Raw genomic sequence first — 18,141 nt, 5'->3', positions numbered from 1 at the left:
GTAGGGGTTTTTATTTTAAATTTTCTCGTTCGAATTAATTATAGAATCTGCCAATAATATAAAAAAATAATAAATATCCAATACTAACTAATTATTACTACTTGTAATACATGTCAAAAATTTTATTACCTATCCGATTCTAATTTAAAAGCTCTTTCTTAAATTAAGCATAGTTTAGAAACAATATTTATATCTGACATGTTAATTAGATTTTTTCTTATATCACTTTCGGCCAACATACCATTTTATAATTAATTTACAAAATAAAAATTTAAAACAAAAGACAGAAGAATTCTTGACAGTACTAATGAACGAACCAAAACGACAAGAAAAAATAATTTAACTATTTAATTTTACCACCCTAATAACTTCAGCACCGTCGATACTTTAAACGATCTCGTTTGTTTATTGCAGAAAAATGACCGCTGAACCATTATTTTTCATTTCAATAATCAATGATAGACTACAATACTTTTAAACATACTGTTCTTTTTTAAACCTGCGCTACACTAATTAAGCAACGTAAAATTGGATTAAAAAACAAGTTAAGATTATTCGCTCACAAAAAACATTTAGTTTAAGACTATTTAATCTTGCATTGCTCGTCAAACTTGATTACCCCCTCATTTTAAAATTGGTTAATTAAAAATCATCAACTGTTATTATAAATAATATTTTCTTATTATTAACCTCTTGAAAACCTCTTGAAAACCTCTTGAAAACCCATTACTATCTTTAATACTTCTACACATTATCAATACTTTGGAACATATATTTAACTAGGCTCCTGACGACAAAGAACATATTGATGAAAATTAATAATTATTTTCACAGATCAAAAAGTAATTTCTTAACTACCAAATTAAAAAGGGCCTAAACACTTTAGGCCCTTTGAATTAACTACTCATGAATCTTATCTTTATTATTTCTTCTACTTCTTTGAAAAGTTAAAGTTTACTTACAAAATAATTTAAAACAATCACAAAGATGATTTAAACACTAGTCCAAATAAACACACTCTGACATAGTTGATGCGCGCCAAAGATTAGAATCAACCAAGCGCTTCACTAACAATTCAGCCGACATTAAAATACAAAATTTGCCGAAGTGAGACTTGAAAGTCCAACACCAACAAATAAATGAAAAAACCAAACTCGGTTAATCAAATATGCAAATAACATGGTTAAAAACAACGATTTGATATATAGCAAAATCGATTTCGAATACAAAAATACTCAAAATAAAAAGTCAATTACGGCTGAGAAAACAATCTTGGCTGTGCCAGAACAAAAATATAAAAAATTCAACAATATTTTTCAAATGATGTTAGTGTATTTTGAGCCACTTAATACACTCATTGCTTAATATCTATTTACTAACTACCTAAATTTACTCTATTTTTTTTAAAGAAACATTAACTAATACAGTCAATAATAAAGGAGCAACAAGCATTGCAGGAAGCATATAGCGTTCATAACCATTCACGGGTGATAACAATGCAACAAAGGCTAACAGGCCTACTGGAATACAGATAACCACTAAATAACTTCTCTTATAAATAAAGTATGAAAAGCTAAATAAAATTAACCACAGGACAAAACCTGGCTGTAATATAGTTCTGATAATTGGCAACTTAAAGATAACATTTGGCCAAGAAATATTTTTCCGACTATTATCCGAAAACCAATAATGAACTTGATGATACCATTCTGGCTGTAAGAAAGTATTATTTTTCATATAATCATTACCATACATAATTCCACGAGAGCCAGAATCTGAGTCTAAAATTGGATTCAAAAACTGACTATTGCCAGTAAGGAATACATTTATATATTCTTTAGGATGCTTGAAAAACTGTATAAACCAAATTTTTAAGTATTGGTTTGTCTCGTTCTTAATTCTTGGTGTGGCTTCCTTCTTTAGTTGACCATCCTGTATTTGTTTGATTTCATACGGACTACGCAAAAAAGAATCGACAGGGTATAAAGACTTTAAATCATCGGCATTATTAACGTTAAAATGTGATGATAATTCTTTGACTGGTGTTATCCTATTAACAATTTTTAAATCCTTTTCACTCAAAGAATCAGGATCATTAATTACTACTTTAGAAAGCTGACGCATCGGCATAGTAATAGTTTCCCCAGTAGAACCAGGAACAACATTCATCATTGGTAAAGCGACTTTATTCCATCCAACATCAACAAGCAAAAATGTACATAAAATAGCTAAATATTTATAACTAAATGTTTTATTTTGTATGATTTTTAAAATAAATAATACAAATAATGACAGAATAACGACATACGCACCGTCATTTCTGAACATAGACATAAGAATAGCAGAAATAATTAAATTAATAATTAATAAATTGCTAGCTTCTTCTTTTCCATCAGATAATAAAATTTTAACAAAACAGAACACAAACCATGATGTAAATGCCAAGAATAATGGTGTTTTTTCAATATTTACCTGCCAAAAAGCCACAAATGGAGAAGCGTAAAATACTAATGCCACTATACTTGGCAACTTTCCCCATTTTTCTCCAACAAATTGAATTATTTTTGCATAAATTAATGAAGAAGCAACTAGTTGAACTATTACTATTGAGAATAAACCAAAATTCGTTCCACCTAAATATTTTCCAAATGAAAAAATCATACCTAAAACAAGGGTTGCCGCCCATGGATGATGATTAGTTGGATAATAAGTAAAGTTTAAAGATGCTATATGAGTATGAAAAAATTCTAAAAATTGTCGATACCCATCCCATGAAACCATACCAGGGAATAGAGGAAAAATTTGTACTATCCAAAAAATTAATAATATTGAAACAATATGCCAGTATTTAACATGCCATTGCTTAATTTTTAAGCTGTCTAATAAATTACTTAGATACACGCCCAAAGAAGTAAATACATATGCAAAACCTACTATAGCAATTGTAGTAATTAATACATTAAGCTTTCCAGAAAAATTAGCACTTCCATTTATCGAAAAAGATTGAGTTAAAACATATATAACAGAAGCAGCAATACCAAAACACCAAAAAGGCCAAAATTTTCTTACAAATACATTATTATTTTTGGTAAACAAAAATAAACAAAATAGGATAAAAGCAGATAGCAAACTACTTTCAGGACTTACAAAAAAACGATTATTAATATTTTCCAAAAAATTATTTCCCGCGTTTAAAGAGTACCCTACTCCCAACGCTAAATAACTGAAAAATAGAAAAATATAATTTATAACTTTACTCTTCATATTAGTCATTTTTATTTTCTGTATTAATCAAATTTAGTTCGAAATTTCGTCTATTACTTGTTTGAATAGAGTCAAGAATAGAACCAGAAAAGAACGTTATAAATGATAAGACCAATAATATCATCGAAACAATTAGCGATGGAAAATTAGCAACTGTTTGTGTCTCGGAATAGGGAACTAAGACTCGCCAAACAAATAATACCATTGATATAAGGAAAAAAATTAACGAAAAGATAGAGTAAAAAGCAAAAGGATGATATCCACGGTAAAGATTAATCACAGTTTTAATAACTCGCCAACCATCTCCGTAAGTATTTAACTTAGACTCAGATCCCTCAGGTCTATCACGATATTCGATTACCTGATTTTCAACGAGCATGCCATATTCCGTAGCATGTATTGACATCTCTGTTTCGATTTCAAATCCTTTAGATAACACTGGAAAAGTTTTTACAAAACGATAAGAAAAAGCTCGATATCCCGTCAAAATATCACTGATACTAGTCTTAAAAAGGGAATTAATCAATCCCTTAACTAAGCTGTTCCCAACATTATGAAAGGGACGTTTATTTTCTTCAAAATAGGTTGATGACAACCGATCACCTACAACCATATCAACATTTCTTTCAACAACCTTTTGATACATTTCAGGAATTGCTTCAACAGGATAGGTATCATCGGCATCAATCATAATATATGCCTCAGCATCAATTTCACGAAACATTCGCCGAATAACAGCCCCCTTACCTTGAGCATACTCATGACGAACAACTGCACCAGCTTTTTTAGCGATGTTTGCGGTCTCATCTTTTGAGTTGTTGTCATATACATAAACGACTGATCCTTCAATATCATTGATAACAGCTTTTACATCACCAACAACCTTCTCAATCGTTTGTTCCTCATTGTATGCAGGAATTAAAATAGCTAGCTTATCCATATCTTTAGTACCCTCTCTAAACCTCATCGATGTTCGCAAATTCGATAGTCGGATTAAAACTCTTTCCTGCCTTCATTCCCTTTTTCATTACTGCAAGCTTTTCAGCTTTTCGGTCTGTTTTCGAAAGCTTAATTTGCCAGTATTCAGCAAACGTACGAAGACGAGCGCGATTTTTTCGATACCAATCACGCTTACGAATATAGTATCCTTTATTGCGATATGAATAGAAATAACGCGGTGTTCGTTCGGGCCCATCGTTTAAGAGACTAGAACCAACGTTTGCTCCCATCTTATGTGTAACCTTAGCAGATGGAACAAAGTAACCAGGAGCCACACGTCCGGCACGTTCAGTGAATTCAATATCGTCACCCCAAATAAAGAAATCAGTAATTGGTAAACCAATTTGAGCCACAATCTCACGACGTACCAATAATGAAACAAACGTTGCATTTTGTAAGCGGATAGGCTCAGTCTGATCCTCTGGAATAACTTTTAATCGATTCATCGGAGCGGGTTGATTCATTTTTGCTCGGTGACCATCAATCCAACGAACATCTGATGCCAAGAAACCAAAATTAGGTTCTTGTTCAGCAAATGATAGTAAATTCTGTAATGTATCTGAATGGGTCACTGTGTCATCATCCATTACCCACACAAAATCGTCATCTGTGTTTTCCATGAAGTATCGGATGCCTCGATTAAAGCCTCCTGCTCCCCCAAGGTTTTCCTCGAGACGGACATAATCAATCTGATTACCAAGTGATTCCAAATATTCTTTCGTTTCGTTTTCACTCGCATTATCAACAATAATAATGTGACTTACTGGAACAGTTTGCTCTTGTAAGCTTTGAATAACTTCCTTTAACAAAGCAAGTCGATTGTAGGTAACAACGACCGCTGAAACTTTTTGTGTCATAATTTATCCTTATTAATTTAGTCCATCCAGAATTATATCATAGCCCTTTATCGCTTTGTATTACTATAATTCATTTTATCAAAATTAAAACTTACCTTGAGTCTAATTTCCCATTGATTATTTTAACAAAATACAAACAGGCTTAACTCTGTATTTAATTTCTGATACAGACCACTTTATAATTTGCACCCAATGTTGTGTTACCTTAGTAAAGTATCACTTACTTTCGAAATCCCCTTTGTGTTGTTGCTATAACAATGGATAAAATCACTGGTAATACATACATGGCAGGGAGAATATACTTTTCACCACCATTTAATGGTGATAAAAGTGAAATTAAGCAAAGCAATCCCACAGGAATACAAATTAAGACTGCAAAACTTTTACGATACATTAGATAGAAAGTGCTAAATAAGATAGTCCATAATGCAAGCGCAGGTTGCAAAATTGAACGGATAATTGGTAAAGAAAAAATGATATTTGGCCAAGAAATATATCTTCGCATACTATCACTCATCCAGTAATGAACTTCATTGAACCAACCAGGTTGCAAAAAAGTGGCACTCTTCATATATCCATTACCATACATAATCCCTCTCGAACCAGGATTATCGTCAATAATTGGATTCAAAAATTGACTGTTTCCAGCTAGAAAAGTTGCTATATAAGTTGTCGAATGCTGAAAAGCTTGCTCAATCCATACTTTTAAATAATCATTTGTTTCTTTTTTAGTTACAAGTGTTGATGTCTTTTTTAACTTGCCAGACTGAATCATCTTAATTTCTGCTGGGCTGCGCAAAAAAGTATCAACAGGATAAAGTGATTTCAAATTATCTGCATTGTTCACATTGAAATTGACAGGAATATCTTTAATAGGTGTAATTTTATCAATAACTGCCAAATCATTCTTATTAAGTGATTTCGGATCATGGATCACAACAGCTGAAAGTTGTCGCATCGGTACACTAATGGCTTCTCCCGTTGAGCCTGGAAGTACATTCATCAGTGGTAATGCAACTTTATACCAGCCTAAATAAGCAGTAAGAAAAATTAGAAAACCAAATAAAAGTTGACGAGCATCTTTTTTACGTTGGAAACTCTCAACGATAATCAAGACAATTAACGACAAAAATACAACGTAAACACCATCATTACGGAACATCGCCATCATAATTCCGGAAAATGTTATCTCAATATAAAGCCATTTTGAAACATTTTTTTGCCTGTTTATTAACAGTATTTCAGCATAAGTCAATACAAACCAAGTCGTGAAAGTTAAAAAGAGTGGTGTCTTTTCAATTGTTACTTCCCAAAACGCAACAAATGGTGATGAATAAAAAATCATTGCTAAAATAGCTGCAATTTTTCCCTACGAAAAAAACTACTTTAGCAAAAATTAGGGCAGCCAATAATATCTGAACAAGTACAATAGTGAATAAACCAACATTAACACCGCCAATTGCCCGACCAATGGAGAATAGAAAACCTAAAATTAACGTTGCTGACCAGGGATGGTGACCAGTTGGATAATAAGTAAAATTTAGTAAAGGTATATATGTGTGAAAATATTCAACAAATTGTCTGTATCCATCCCATGTTACTAATCCCGGTAATAGGGGAAAAACTTGAAGAAACCAAACAACAATCAAAATAAAAACAACTAACCAATAGTTGACCAACCATTTTTTTAATTTTAAATGGCTTATTAATTGACCTAACAAAGCAGCAAAATTAGTAAATAAATAAGAAAAACCTAAGAGAGCAATTATCGTTATGAATACATTCAATTTCCCTGTCAAATTATTTACATTGAGATTGCTAACGGACAACGTAATTACGTAAAGACAGGCAGTTATCATTCCAAAAAACCAATAAGGCCAGTCAGACCACTTTATCACTGAACGATGATACTTACATTGAAAAAATACTACAAATACAACTACTAAAACACCAAAAAAACTTTGATAGACAGTTACTGATAACCGATTAGTTAACCTCATTAGCAAGTTGCCAGTCCAAACAGTTGTAGGATAACTAACGGAAATTGCCAAAAAACTGACAAACAAAAAAATATAATTAATTAACTTTTTAATTTTTTCCATAAATTCACTGATTTTGTCCATATTGATTAGGCTTGTTCAAAGATTTGTTAATTATTTGTTGCGAATAAAATATCCAACCATTTCAAAAAGGGCTATTACCAGTTAAAAATAATTAGAAGTATCAACATTACCGAATATCGAAAATCACTTGCTAAGCGAAAAGTAATTTAATTTCTTTATTCATCATTTTTCTTCTTTGGTAATGTAAATTGGTCGATTCTTGGTTTCCATAAAAATTGCTGCTATGTATCGACCAATTACCCCCAAACTAAGCATCTGGATTCCACCGATAAATAGAACAATTGTGGCCATTGATGGCCAACCTGCCACCGAGGTATTATCAATCAATGCCCTAGCGACGATGAAAATACCCGCTACGACAGCGAGGCCAAATGAAAATAAACCCAAGAACGTAACAATAGTTAAGGGTAACGTTGAAAAAGAAACAATACCTTCAATACCATATTTAGTCAAGTTCCAAAAAGTCCACGATGATTTTCCAGCCACACGGTCACGGTCCTCAAAAGGTATATACTTCGTATTGAATCCAACCCATGTAAAAATCCCCTTGGAAAAGCGTTGATTTTCGGGTAAAGAAAGAATAGCATCAACCATTTGCCTCTTCATTACCCGATAATCCCGTGCTCCTTCTACTAGATGCATTTGAGAAACACGATTCATCCATTTATAAAAACGGGTCGAAAACCACGTTCTAATAATTTTTGTTTTGCGACGATCCACACGTCGAGTTCCAACGGCATCATATGGACCAGTCATTACTTCACTTAGCATTTCTGGTAATAGTTCGGGAGGATCTTGCAAGTCAACATCCATAACAGCAACGTAATCACCATCCGCATGCTGCAACCCAGCATATAAAGCTGCTTCCTTACCAAAATTTCGAGAAAAAGATAAGTAATGAACGCTCTCATCTTTTTTGTTTAGCGACTTTATAATTGACAGAGTTTTATCATCCGAACCATCATCAATAAAATAAAAATTTATGGCAACAGGCAATTCTTTTTTAATATTTTGCAGTGTATCATAAAAAATATTCACAGTCGCTTCTTCATTGTGAACTGGTACAATTAAGGATAAAACTGCCGATTTGTCTTTAATACTCATCAAACACTTCTCCTAATCCAATCAATATGTATGACACCCCGAGATGGGTGTCTTAAAATCTTCACTTCACATCATCATGCGCAAAGTTAAAGTCATCTGCCACACCAAATTCTTGGCGAACAGTGTTAAAAGCATCATTGAAGACCTGGTCCATATCAAAGTATCGATACTTACCCAAACGACCACCAAAGAGTACTTCAGGTGCTTCTTCACGAGCAGCCTTTACGTATTGCTTGTACAACTCAGTGTTCTTATCATCGTTAACTGGGTAGTAAGCTTCCTTCGTACGATCCCAGTCTTGTGGGTATTCACGAGTAATAATCGTCTTGCCTTCGTCTGCCAAACCATCAAAGTGGCGCCATTCCATTTGACGCGTATATGGCGTTTCAGCATCCGTATAGTTAATAACAGCATTTCCTTGATAATTGTCAGAGTCAATCGTTTCGCTTTCAAAGCGCAATGAACGGTATTCCAATTCACCAAACTTGTAATCAAAGAACTGATCAATCATTCCCGTGTAAAGAACACGTGGGAATTCTGACATAAATTCATCCTTGTGATCGAAGAAATCAGTATCAGTCAAAACATCGATCAAGCCGTTTGAACGTTCAACCATGTTCTCAAAAATTTGAGTATAACCACCAACAGGAATTCCTTGGTAACGGTGGTTGAAGTAATTGTTATCGTAAATAAAACGAACTGGCAAACGCTTGATAATGAATGCTGGCAATTCAGTTGCCTTACGACCCCACTGCTTTTCGGTATAACCCTTAATCAAAGCTTGGTAAATGTCTGTTCCAATCAATGAAATTGCTTGTTGTTCCAAGTTGCGTGGTTGACGATCGCCCAATTCCTTCAAAGCAGCAGACTTTTGTTCTTCAATCTTAGTCTTGGCTTCAGCAGGCGTCTTTGTTCCCCACATCTGATAGAACGTGTTCATGTTAAATGGCAAGTTAAAGAGCTTACCGTTATAGTTGGCGACAACTTGGTTTTGGAAGTTGTTAAATTCCGCAAAGTTTTGCACGTAATCCCAAACTTCCTTGTTATCCGTATGGAAGATATGAGCGCCAAAATCATGAACTGTGATACCGTTTTCAACGTGTGTATGCGTGTTTCCACCAATAAATGAACGCTTTTCGACAACTAAAGAACGCTTACCACGCTTTGCTGCTTCGTAAGCGAAAGTCATCCCGAAGGGACCAGCACCAACGATTAAGTAATCATAGTTCTTTGTATTAAACTTATTTGCCATTAGAAATGTACCTTTTTCTTAGAATTTGGAAGAAATTTCCGTTTCAAAAACTGTGTGCCCTTATCAAGCCAATTTGTCTTTTCAAGACTAATCACGGGAACTTCCGTAAGGGAATAGTTCCGAGTATTAAGCCAAGTATCCATTAACCGTTCTGACAAGAAACCAAAAACGCGAGCATCTTGACCATGCAAAGTGGATAAGTCCACTTTTTCTTGCACTTTTTCCAAAACACCAAAAACAAACTCTGCGTAATCATTAAAAACTTCTTTTTTCATGATAAACATATTAAACAGATGCGCCTTTGTTGATCGCTCCATACGTTGGAATCCTGGATAGAAGTCTGCATAATTCTCTCGAATTACCTTCTCCATTATCTCATAAGGCTCATTTGCATGGGCATGAAGATAATGATTACGCTGATTTTCAATGTAGTAATTTCGCTCTTTGGGTAAAATCACATCATGTTGGCGCAATAAGTTCTCAATGTCCTGTTGACTTAACCGTTCAGCATAGTCGTGTCCACCTTTTTTTCCCAAATAGCGACGATAATGAACCAGACCCACCGCATCTTCTTTAGAATTTTTCCACATCCAATAAATGCCAGTTAATTCATTGAAGTTGGGATTTTTAGTCGAAATATTTTCACCCTGATCATCGCGTTGATAACCAGTTGGAACTTCATCTCTCAAAGATGAACCAACCATCAATGGTTGGTAAAGCTTATCCTGGGGCATTTCATATGGTTTGTGTGTTGCAATATAAACTTTCATTGCTTCAGTTCCTCCTCCAAACGCATAATATGTTTCCGATAAAAGAAGAACATTAAAAGATACGGCCACAAATATATCCGAATAATAAAAATCGATGAAAACAAAACAAGAATAATCATAGAAATAAAGCTAATGTGCAAACTCCGAGACCAGGATTGATCAACTAATTCTGGAGTAGCACCATTTAATTGATTTTCAATCAGAAATGACCGAGCAATTAAATTTACTAATAACATTAAAGCTGGAATTACAATGATCATTCCAAAAGTAGATAACCAACCTAGAAATTCAGACAAAATCGGAAAACCAGTTTGAGAGTAAACATGTTGAAATTCAAAATTTTGTGAAGCTGATATAGGAAAGTTCTCAATCGTGAAATATGAAGTAAACCCGGTACCCACTCCTAAAATAGGATGTGATAAAAAAGTTAATGCTAACCCTATTGTACCACCCCAACGATTATCAGTGCCCTGTTTAGCAAATAAAAACTGGTTAAGCATATTATGAATGACGCCAATTTTTAGATAGGCAGCAATTAAAAAAATCATTCCAATAAAAGCAATCCACAAAATTGATTTTCTTAACGCCCCACGTGACCAAGATATCCATATAAAATAAGCAACAATTGCAGCTAAAATTCCGGTCGTAGTTTTAGCAAAAATCAAAATTAATAAAACAATAAAGGTAATACTTACATTAAAGATTAATTGCAATTTTGTTGAATTAATTTTAAGCCAAATTCTTTGGCCAGTCACCGTTATGCCTATTAGTATAGGGATATAGGTAACACTCAATAAATTTGCCAGATAAGAAGCTTCTGGCTCAAAGCCATTCACTCTTAATTGAGTTGCAGAGTAAGAACCATTGCTATAAAAATCATAACCTGGCATCGATTTCCAACGCTCCTCAAAAAACTTGGCTAACAGATTAACATAATCATTGAAAATATTTAGATGCACTGTAAGAAAAACTTGCGGAAACAGGACAAATATTAAATAAAATAAAAGCCCAATTATGCCAGCTTTAATAAATTGTTTTTCATCCTTTTCCGTAATAACGGTAACTTGAATCACTGCCCATGCTATGTATACAGCAAGCGTCCATCCTGCTAAGGTAATTGGCGAATGTAAAAGGCCCCATGTTACCAAAGTTTCACCTGTTTTTCGGTATGACAAAAACATTGCCAATAATTGAAAAAACCAAACGAATGCAACAAGGAAAAATGCTTTAGGTGTAGGAATAAGATTTTTAATCCTATTTGGAAAACGATATAGCTGAATCAAAATGACAATAATCATGAATGGGAAACTGACCATTGCCATTGGCTCAGCAACTGAATAAGAATATGTCTTTGAAAAAAAAGTTATTGGTAAAAGAAAGTTAACCATAATCCTCAATTATTCCCGATTTCGAGCCACTTCATAATTTTGACGAATTCCTAAAATCAAGATAATGACGGTTGACAAAACAAAACCAAAAACAGCTCCAAACAATGTTAATTTCTTTGCATTCTTCAACGCAGAACGAGTAACATCAGATCCTGTCGCCTTCGACAATACATCTGGCTTTCCCATGTCAGGATATAGAGTTGGCCCAACATTAGCAAAAGTTTCTGCATAGACGTTTGCTAATGTCTTTGCTCGATAGGTTGTTGATCCAGAAGCCTGGAATGCAAGCGCCACAGTATCTGTTGGATTTTGAACATTTACGGCAGATGAAATATCACTCTTACTCATTTTAAATGGAAGTGTCTTTTGAACAGCAGTTACAATGGCGTCATCCTGGGCTACCTTTTGATAAGTTGGAATCAATGCCTTGTCTGCCTGAACACGCGAATTTGGATCACGGACATCCGTATTATTCTTAGCAATTAACACTGTTCGACTAGCCGAAAAATTAGTAATGACTTTCCCAGATTTAGCGTACACGAACCCTGAACCAGCAAAAACAACGACACACAGTACAATCAACCAAGCAAAATGCCAAAAGCGTTTAGCCAAGTCAGTTAATGAAAATTCCATTTTTATTTCTCCTCGTTGGAAAATACAGTCTTATTTAAAAGGCTCCATCACCCTTGAAAATTGCAACAACTGTTAGAAACATAATTTTAAAGTCCAAACCTAAGTTAGCACGGTCAACATAATCGAGTTCAATTTCAACCCGCTCTGGATATCCGATATTTGATCGTCCAGAAGCTTGCCAGAGACCGAAAACACCGGGCTTGACAGACAAAAATTTTTGAATTCGTTTTTCGTCGCCATATTCAACCAATTCACTCTCAACCACTGGCCGTGGGCCAATAATTGACATATTCCCAATTAAAGTATTCCAGAACTGCGGCAATTCATCGAGTGACGTTTTGCGCAAAATCGCCCCAATTTTCGTAATTCGAGGGTCTTCTCTAGTCGGCAATTTATAACCATTATCAACAAATTTTTGATACAACTGGCTATCTGATTTAAGGATTTGATCAGCATTGTCAACCATGGACTGGAACTTATAAATTTTAAAATGCTTACCGCCCTGACCGACACGGTCTTGAGCATAAAAAACATGACTGGTACCCTTGCTAAACTTAATAATCGCCGCAATTACCAAAAAAATTGGTGAAAAAACAATTAAAGCTACAAAGGAAACAACAATATCTAAAATTCGTTTGGGAAGGCGATAAAACAGGAACTGTTTCAAAACCCCATCCTCCAATATTTAAAATTTAGTGCACAACAATACTTATTATACCAGAATCACCCTATTAGCGGAAGGAACGCCAATTCAATAACCGTTTTAAAATAGGTGCACGAAGAATAACGAGTACAAGCAAGTAAACAAAACCACCTATGATCGTTTCAATCAATGTGCTCTTGATACCGATACCATGGTTAGCAACAAAGTATAGCACCGCAAAATACATTGCCAGTCCAGCCAACAGATAGCGCCATAGTCCAACGAAATGGGCTCGCACTTTCATATCGTTTCTTGTCACAAATAGTTGATAAGCAATAACAGCAAATTCTGAAATAGCTGTCGCCAATGCCGCCCCTTTAACGCCCCAAATAAAGATTAAGAAGAAATTCAGGAACACGTTTAAAACGGCACCAAAGGTTACTGACCACGTATACTCACTCAGGCGTTTCGTAGGAATTAAGAACTGGTTACCAATAACATTCGACCAGCCAATAAAAACAATAATTGGTGTCAATAGAACAAGGGCCGAGCCAACGTCCCCCCATGATTTTCCTAAAAACCAAAGCATTGCCGTTGGTCCAACTGCAGCAATTCCAAAGGCAAGTGGCACGGCAATTGCTGAGACAAAATCCATTGATGAATGAATCGCCTTCTTCATTTGATCGTGTTCACCAGCAGCATAGTGGGCTGACATCCGTGGTAACATAACCATTCCCACTGATGTAACCAAAGCCAGGCAAACCTTAATAATTTTATCCGCATTATCGTAAATACCAGATGACGCAGTTACCCCAGTAATAAATGGCAGCATTGTCTTATTTAGCTGCAAATAAATTTGCGTCGCAATCGTTGGTAAAAACATCATGAAAACAGGATGCCAGTGCGACTTTAAATTAAGTTCTTTCAACTTTGGCCAACGGAACTTACCAATCAAATAGAACCACATCGAAAGATTACCAAAAACCTGTGACAAGGCTAGTAGCAAAATATAGGCACCAATATCAGTTGGCTTTTTTACCAAAATAAAAATCAAAACAGTCATCGCTAATTTAATCATCATGTTGCGTAAAACAGTTTTTTTAAAGTCTTCTAAACCGATAAAGTACCAGGAAATATCAACCATACCTGAAAAAATCACCCAAATTTGATACCAGAGAAATAATTCATTTTGGTGAATACGTTGATTAAACGCGCCACCGGTATAAATAAATAGCACATACAAAATCAAGGCTACAAAACCTGCAATAAAGTGAATCGTCTGAATTTCCCAAAACTTTTTTTGCCGTAATGCTTCGTTCTTATGAACATAAGCGATTTCTCGAGAACCATAAGTAACAATCCCCAAACTTGCTATTAAGAGAAAATAGGTAACTAGTGAGTTCGTCCAAGAAGCCACTCCAACACCATTTTTCCCCAAAACGCGTGCCAAATAAGGCAACGTAATAATGGGCGCAATAATATTCAGTAATTGATATGCTGCATTATAAAGATAATTTTTAGCAACTTGCATTTGACATGTCCTTAAAAAATTTAAATATATTGTTATAGTTTACTATACTTCGGCTCTTTAAACCAAAAATTCAATAAAAAGAAGGAAAACTAAAATATTTAGTCTTCCTTCTCACTTAAAATCATTGAGTTTTGTATTTTTCAAACGGTCTTTGCTTCTCCTTGATCATCAAGGTAGTACTGCTGACCATTGACCGTCACATACTGGTTCTTTTGCAAGGTAAAGTCACTTCCAAAGTAATACTGAGCATTACCAATTGTTTGCAGTCCCTGGTAACTGCGGCCATCTGCTCCAGTATAGTACGTTCCGGTCGCATCACTCTGCCATGAGTTATCAATTCGTTCGCCATTTTGATCAAACCAATAATACGTGCCGGCATACCAGCGCTTTCCGCTGCCAATTTGACCATTATCAAACCAGCGATAACCATCATGGCCACTAGCGCCTGTATAAATATAACCCGTATCTGCAGGCCTTGCAATTCCTTGCGCGTTCACATAGTATTGTCGACCATTGACCGTCACATACTGGTTCTTTTGCAAGGTAAAGTCACTTCCAAAGTAATACTGAGCATTACCAATTGTTTGCAGTCCCTGGTAACTGCGGCCATCTGCTCCAGTATAGTACGTTCCGGTCGCATCACTCTGCCATGAGTTATCAATTCGTTCGCCATTACTAAACCAATAATATGTACCAGCGTACCAGCGTTTCCCGTTGCCTAATTGACCATTATCATACCAGCGGTAACCATCATGGCCTTGGAAACCATTATACACATAACCATTTAATAGCTGGCTAGCAATCCCACTATAATCGATGGAAACATCAAAAGTACCACTTATACCGCCAAAGCCAGCGTTAGACGACCACTGCCACATACCGTATTGACTATTCCATAAACTATTGATTGACGGATAATATGGATAAGCGGCCATCCAGATATGGTCGTTTGCCAGAAACCAAGTATTTAAACCATTATTATTTTTATAAGACGTATACGTGTAGAGTGCTCCGTTTGTAAAACCACGATTTTTAAGTTGGTCATTAAAAGCCCAACTATTTCCAGAGACATCTCCACCCGTCGTCGAACTATCTTCCAAGTCATTAACCATTAAATCGCTGCTGTTAAAACCGAGTTGGTTGGCATAATCGGCAAAGAAATTTGCTTCTGATCGGGCACTATTTTGATTGTTAAAAGTAGAGTAATGATATGCCGAAACCCTCAAACCAACAGCACGCGCATTATTAACCTGACTCGAGGCATACGGATTTCGATAGTATGTCCCTTCTGTCAGCTTAACAATAATGCCTCTAACACCATTATTTTTCATGATTTGAAAGTCGTTTGTTGAAAGGTAACCATTGTTTGAAGAAACATCAACAACATCCATACGGGGTAAGCCAGCTTGGCCACCCGTAACTCTCGGCACACCATCAGCATGGACTTGTATTTGATTTTGGTCAACCACTAATCCAAAGGTTGAGATAGCGGCTAATGTCAGTAACCCATGTTTTATATTCATGTTTCTTTTAATTCCTTATTGATGGTAATTTTGCTTAGCATAATCAACGGGCGAAATTCCCTGTTGTGATGCTTGCGTAATAATTTGCTTAATATCACTTGGTGCCCACTGATCAGCTGGCAAACCAGCCGCCTTCAGCTGAGCCGTTACCTGTTGAATCGTTGATGAATCAACCGTTTGACCATTCAATGTTTTATTTGGATCATAGCTAGCTGATGTTTCTGGATTAGCACCCTTTTGACTGGTTGCAGATGACGTTGCAGAAGATGATGCTGAACTACTTGGACTAGTGCTTTTAGTTACAGGTGACACTGCTGAAGAGGTTAAAGCCGAATTCGATGAAGTTGCTGACTCTTTTGAATTGTGATTAGTCCCTAAAGCATAGCCACCCATAGCAACGGCAACTACGACTAAAATAAAACCAATAATTGTCCCAATTTTTTTCATAAAACTTCTCCTTGATTAATCGTTCTTTCAAAGGTGACCTAGCCTAAGAAACTCAGCCAAGCCTATCACTGAATATTTTACACTATCGAACTCTTTTTTTGCAGGTTTCAAGTTATTCTTAATTTTCATTTAATAAAATAAAAGTAGTCCTAACTAAAAAGCGCTGCCATGAGTTCATGACAGCGCTTCAACACTATTTCCCAATAAATTCACTCAACATGCCCGTGGCAATCCCAAAGTAAATCAGGATAGCCGCCCAATCGACCACTGTCTGCACCAATGGCCCATTCACCAATGCTGGATCCAAATCCACTTTACTCAATACCGCCGGCACTAAGTATGCCAGCAATGATGAAAGCAGAATCGCAACGATTGCAGACAAAGCAACTGCCAAGGCCAGGCCTTCATTATCTTGCCAAAGGGAAACAACGGCAAAAAGAACCACGCCCGCTAAGATGGCTAGTACAAAGGAAGACAGCAACTCAGAAATCAGATTTTTCCAAAAAGACCGGTCCGTGCTGGATCCAAAGTGCCGGACGGCCAGTGCCAAGGATTGTGTGCCGGCATTTCCGGCAACGCCGGCAATAACCGTAATAAAGACAGCCAAAATCGGTGCCTGACGAATGGTATGCTCAAAGCTAGCGACTAGGGCAACGGAAACAAGTCCCAACACTAGCAGAGCCAAGAACCAAGGCATCCGCTTCAGTGCGGAATGCCAGGGACTGTCATCGGTATCAGAAACATCGACGGCAGCCAAACCAGAGTACTCCTCGACCGCTTCTTCATCAATTACGTCAACAATATCATCAACTGTAATGATTCCCAACAAATGTTGATCATCATCGGTAACCGGAATGGCAAAAAAATTGTAATCGGCAACGACTTGGGCGACTTCTTTTTGGTCATCCCCCGCCTTCACCGAAATAACCCGGGTATTGGTAATTGACTCAATCGTCATCTCATCCGGATGGGTCAGCAAGTCCCGCAAGGAAACAATTCCCACCAGACGATGGTTTTCATCAACCACATAGACATAGATGATTGACTCGGTTTCTTCGGCCTGTTTCTTCACTTGGGCTAGAACGTCCTTCACTACTGAGCCTGCAGCTACTGCCAAGTATTCCGTGGCCATCAAAGCCCCGGCCGTCTGGTCCTCGTACTTAATCAAATTTCTGATTTCTTGAGCTTCTCGATGAGGCATCAATGCCAAATAAGTTGAAGCTAACCGGGCTGGCATGGCCTGGAACAAATCAGCTTCGTTATCAGCAAACATTTCAACCAGGATGTTGGCCCCCTTTTGTGGTGGCATCTCCTGCAAAAGGTCAACGACCTCTTCGGCATCGATTTTCAAGTTATCAAAAACTGTCGCGAGCGTTTCATCATCCATGACCCGCCAGGCAACCTCTCGAATGTTCTTCGAAAAGCTGTCGTAAACCTGTCCCTTTTCAAAATCGTGCAGGTTGGTAAATTTGGTCATAAAATCATCGTCTTGTCCGTTTTCGAGCAAGTCCGTTAAGGCATGGACAGCTTGTCGGACTTGCTGCTCATTGTCTAATTCCATGAAAGGATTCCTTTCCACTTCGTTTATCATTCTTGAAAATACTACA

Annotated in this window: 15 protein-coding genes; all 15 read right to left on the bottom strand. The window is 36.3% G+C overall.

What is annotated here, in order from left to right:
• Positions 1-1,389: 1,389 nt before the first annotated feature.
• Positions 1,390-3,273, bottom strand: a complete 1,884-nt coding sequence (locus FEFB_RS04975) for a DUF6020 family protein (RefSeq protein ID WP_047975135.1) — start codon at positions 3,271-3,273, stop codon at positions 1,390-1,392.
• Positions 3,266-4,204, bottom strand: a complete 939-nt coding sequence (locus tag FEFB_RS04970) for a glycosyltransferase family 2 protein (protein WP_047975134.1) — start codon at positions 4,202-4,204, stop codon at positions 3,266-3,268. The genes FEFB_RS04975 and FEFB_RS04970 overlap by 8 nt, the downstream gene beginning before the upstream one ends.
• Positions 4,205-4,220: 16 nt before the next feature.
• Positions 4,221-5,120 (bottom strand): glycosyltransferase family 2 protein, encoded by a 900-nt coding sequence (locus tag FEFB_RS04965; RefSeq protein WP_047975133.1) that lies wholly within the window; start codon positions 5,118-5,120, stop codon positions 4,221-4,223.
• A gap of 220 nt (positions 5,121-5,340) precedes the next feature.
• Positions 5,341-6,465, bottom strand: a complete 1,125-nt coding sequence (locus tag FEFB_RS09020; RefSeq protein WP_235271965.1) for a DUF6020 family protein — start codon at positions 6,463-6,465, stop codon at positions 5,341-5,343.
• Positions 6,416-7,222, bottom strand: a complete 807-nt coding sequence (locus FEFB_RS09015; protein ID WP_235271964.1) for a hypothetical protein — start codon at positions 7,220-7,222, stop codon at positions 6,416-6,418. Before FEFB_RS09015 ends, FEFB_RS09020 begins: the two co-directional genes overlap by 50 nt.
• A gap of 183 nt (positions 7,223-7,405) precedes the next feature.
• Positions 7,406-8,347 carry a glycosyltransferase family 2 protein gene (locus FEFB_RS04955; RefSeq protein ID WP_047975132.1) on the bottom strand — a complete coding sequence of 314 codons (942 nt, stop codon included), beginning with the start codon at positions 8,345-8,347 and terminating at the stop codon, positions 7,406-7,408.
• 61 nt (positions 8,348-8,408) lie between these two features.
• Positions 8,409-9,599, bottom strand: coding sequence for a UDP-galactopyranose mutase (gene glf / locus FEFB_RS04950; RefSeq protein ID WP_047975131.1), 1,191 nt, complete (start codon positions 9,597-9,599; stop codon positions 8,409-8,411).
• Complete coding sequence (locus tag FEFB_RS04945; RefSeq protein ID WP_047975130.1) at positions 9,599-10,369, bottom strand: DUF4422 domain-containing protein; 771 nt, start codon at positions 10,367-10,369, stop codon at positions 9,599-9,601. Before FEFB_RS04945 ends, glf begins: the two co-directional genes overlap by 1 nt.
• Entirely contained in the window at positions 10,366-11,691 is a 1,326-nt protein-coding gene (locus FEFB_RS04940) for a hypothetical protein (protein ID WP_235271963.1), read from the bottom strand. The genes FEFB_RS04945 and FEFB_RS04940 overlap by 4 nt, the downstream gene beginning before the upstream one ends.
• Before the next feature lie 75 nt (positions 11,692-11,766).
• Positions 11,767-12,390, bottom strand: coding sequence for a YveK family protein (locus FEFB_RS04935; protein ID WP_047975128.1), 624 nt, complete (start codon positions 12,388-12,390; stop codon positions 11,767-11,769).
• Between the two features lie 34 nt (positions 12,391-12,424).
• Positions 12,425-13,057, bottom strand: coding sequence for a sugar transferase (locus FEFB_RS04930; protein WP_047975127.1), 633 nt, complete (start codon positions 13,055-13,057; stop codon positions 12,425-12,427).
• A 64-nt stretch (positions 13,058-13,121) separates the two neighbouring features.
• Entirely contained in the window at positions 13,122-14,564 is a 1,443-nt protein-coding gene (locus FEFB_RS04925; protein ID WP_047975126.1) for a flippase, read from the bottom strand.
• A 140-nt stretch (positions 14,565-14,704) separates the two neighbouring features.
• Complete coding sequence (locus tag FEFB_RS04920) at positions 14,705-16,087, bottom strand: GH25 family lysozyme (protein WP_053068954.1); 1,383 nt, start codon at positions 16,085-16,087, stop codon at positions 14,705-14,707.
• Positions 16,088-16,102: 15 nt separating this feature from the next.
• Complete coding sequence (locus FEFB_RS04915) at positions 16,103-16,534, bottom strand: hypothetical protein (protein ID WP_047975125.1); 432 nt, start codon at positions 16,532-16,534, stop codon at positions 16,103-16,105.
• 193 nt (positions 16,535-16,727) lie between these two features.
• A complete protein-coding gene (mgtE, locus tag FEFB_RS04910; RefSeq protein ID WP_047975124.1) occupies positions 16,728-18,095 on the bottom strand; it encodes a magnesium transporter in 1,368 nt (455 codons plus the stop codon).
• Between the last annotated feature and the right edge of the window lie 46 nt (positions 18,096-18,141).

Source organism: Fructobacillus sp. EFB-N1 (genome assembly GCF_001038455.1).
Lineage (GTDB): Bacteria > Bacillota > Bacilli > Lactobacillales > Lactobacillaceae > Fructobacillus > Fructobacillus cardui.
Note: the sequence above shows the minus strand (reverse complement) of the source record. Positions and strands in the feature narration are given on the sequence as shown.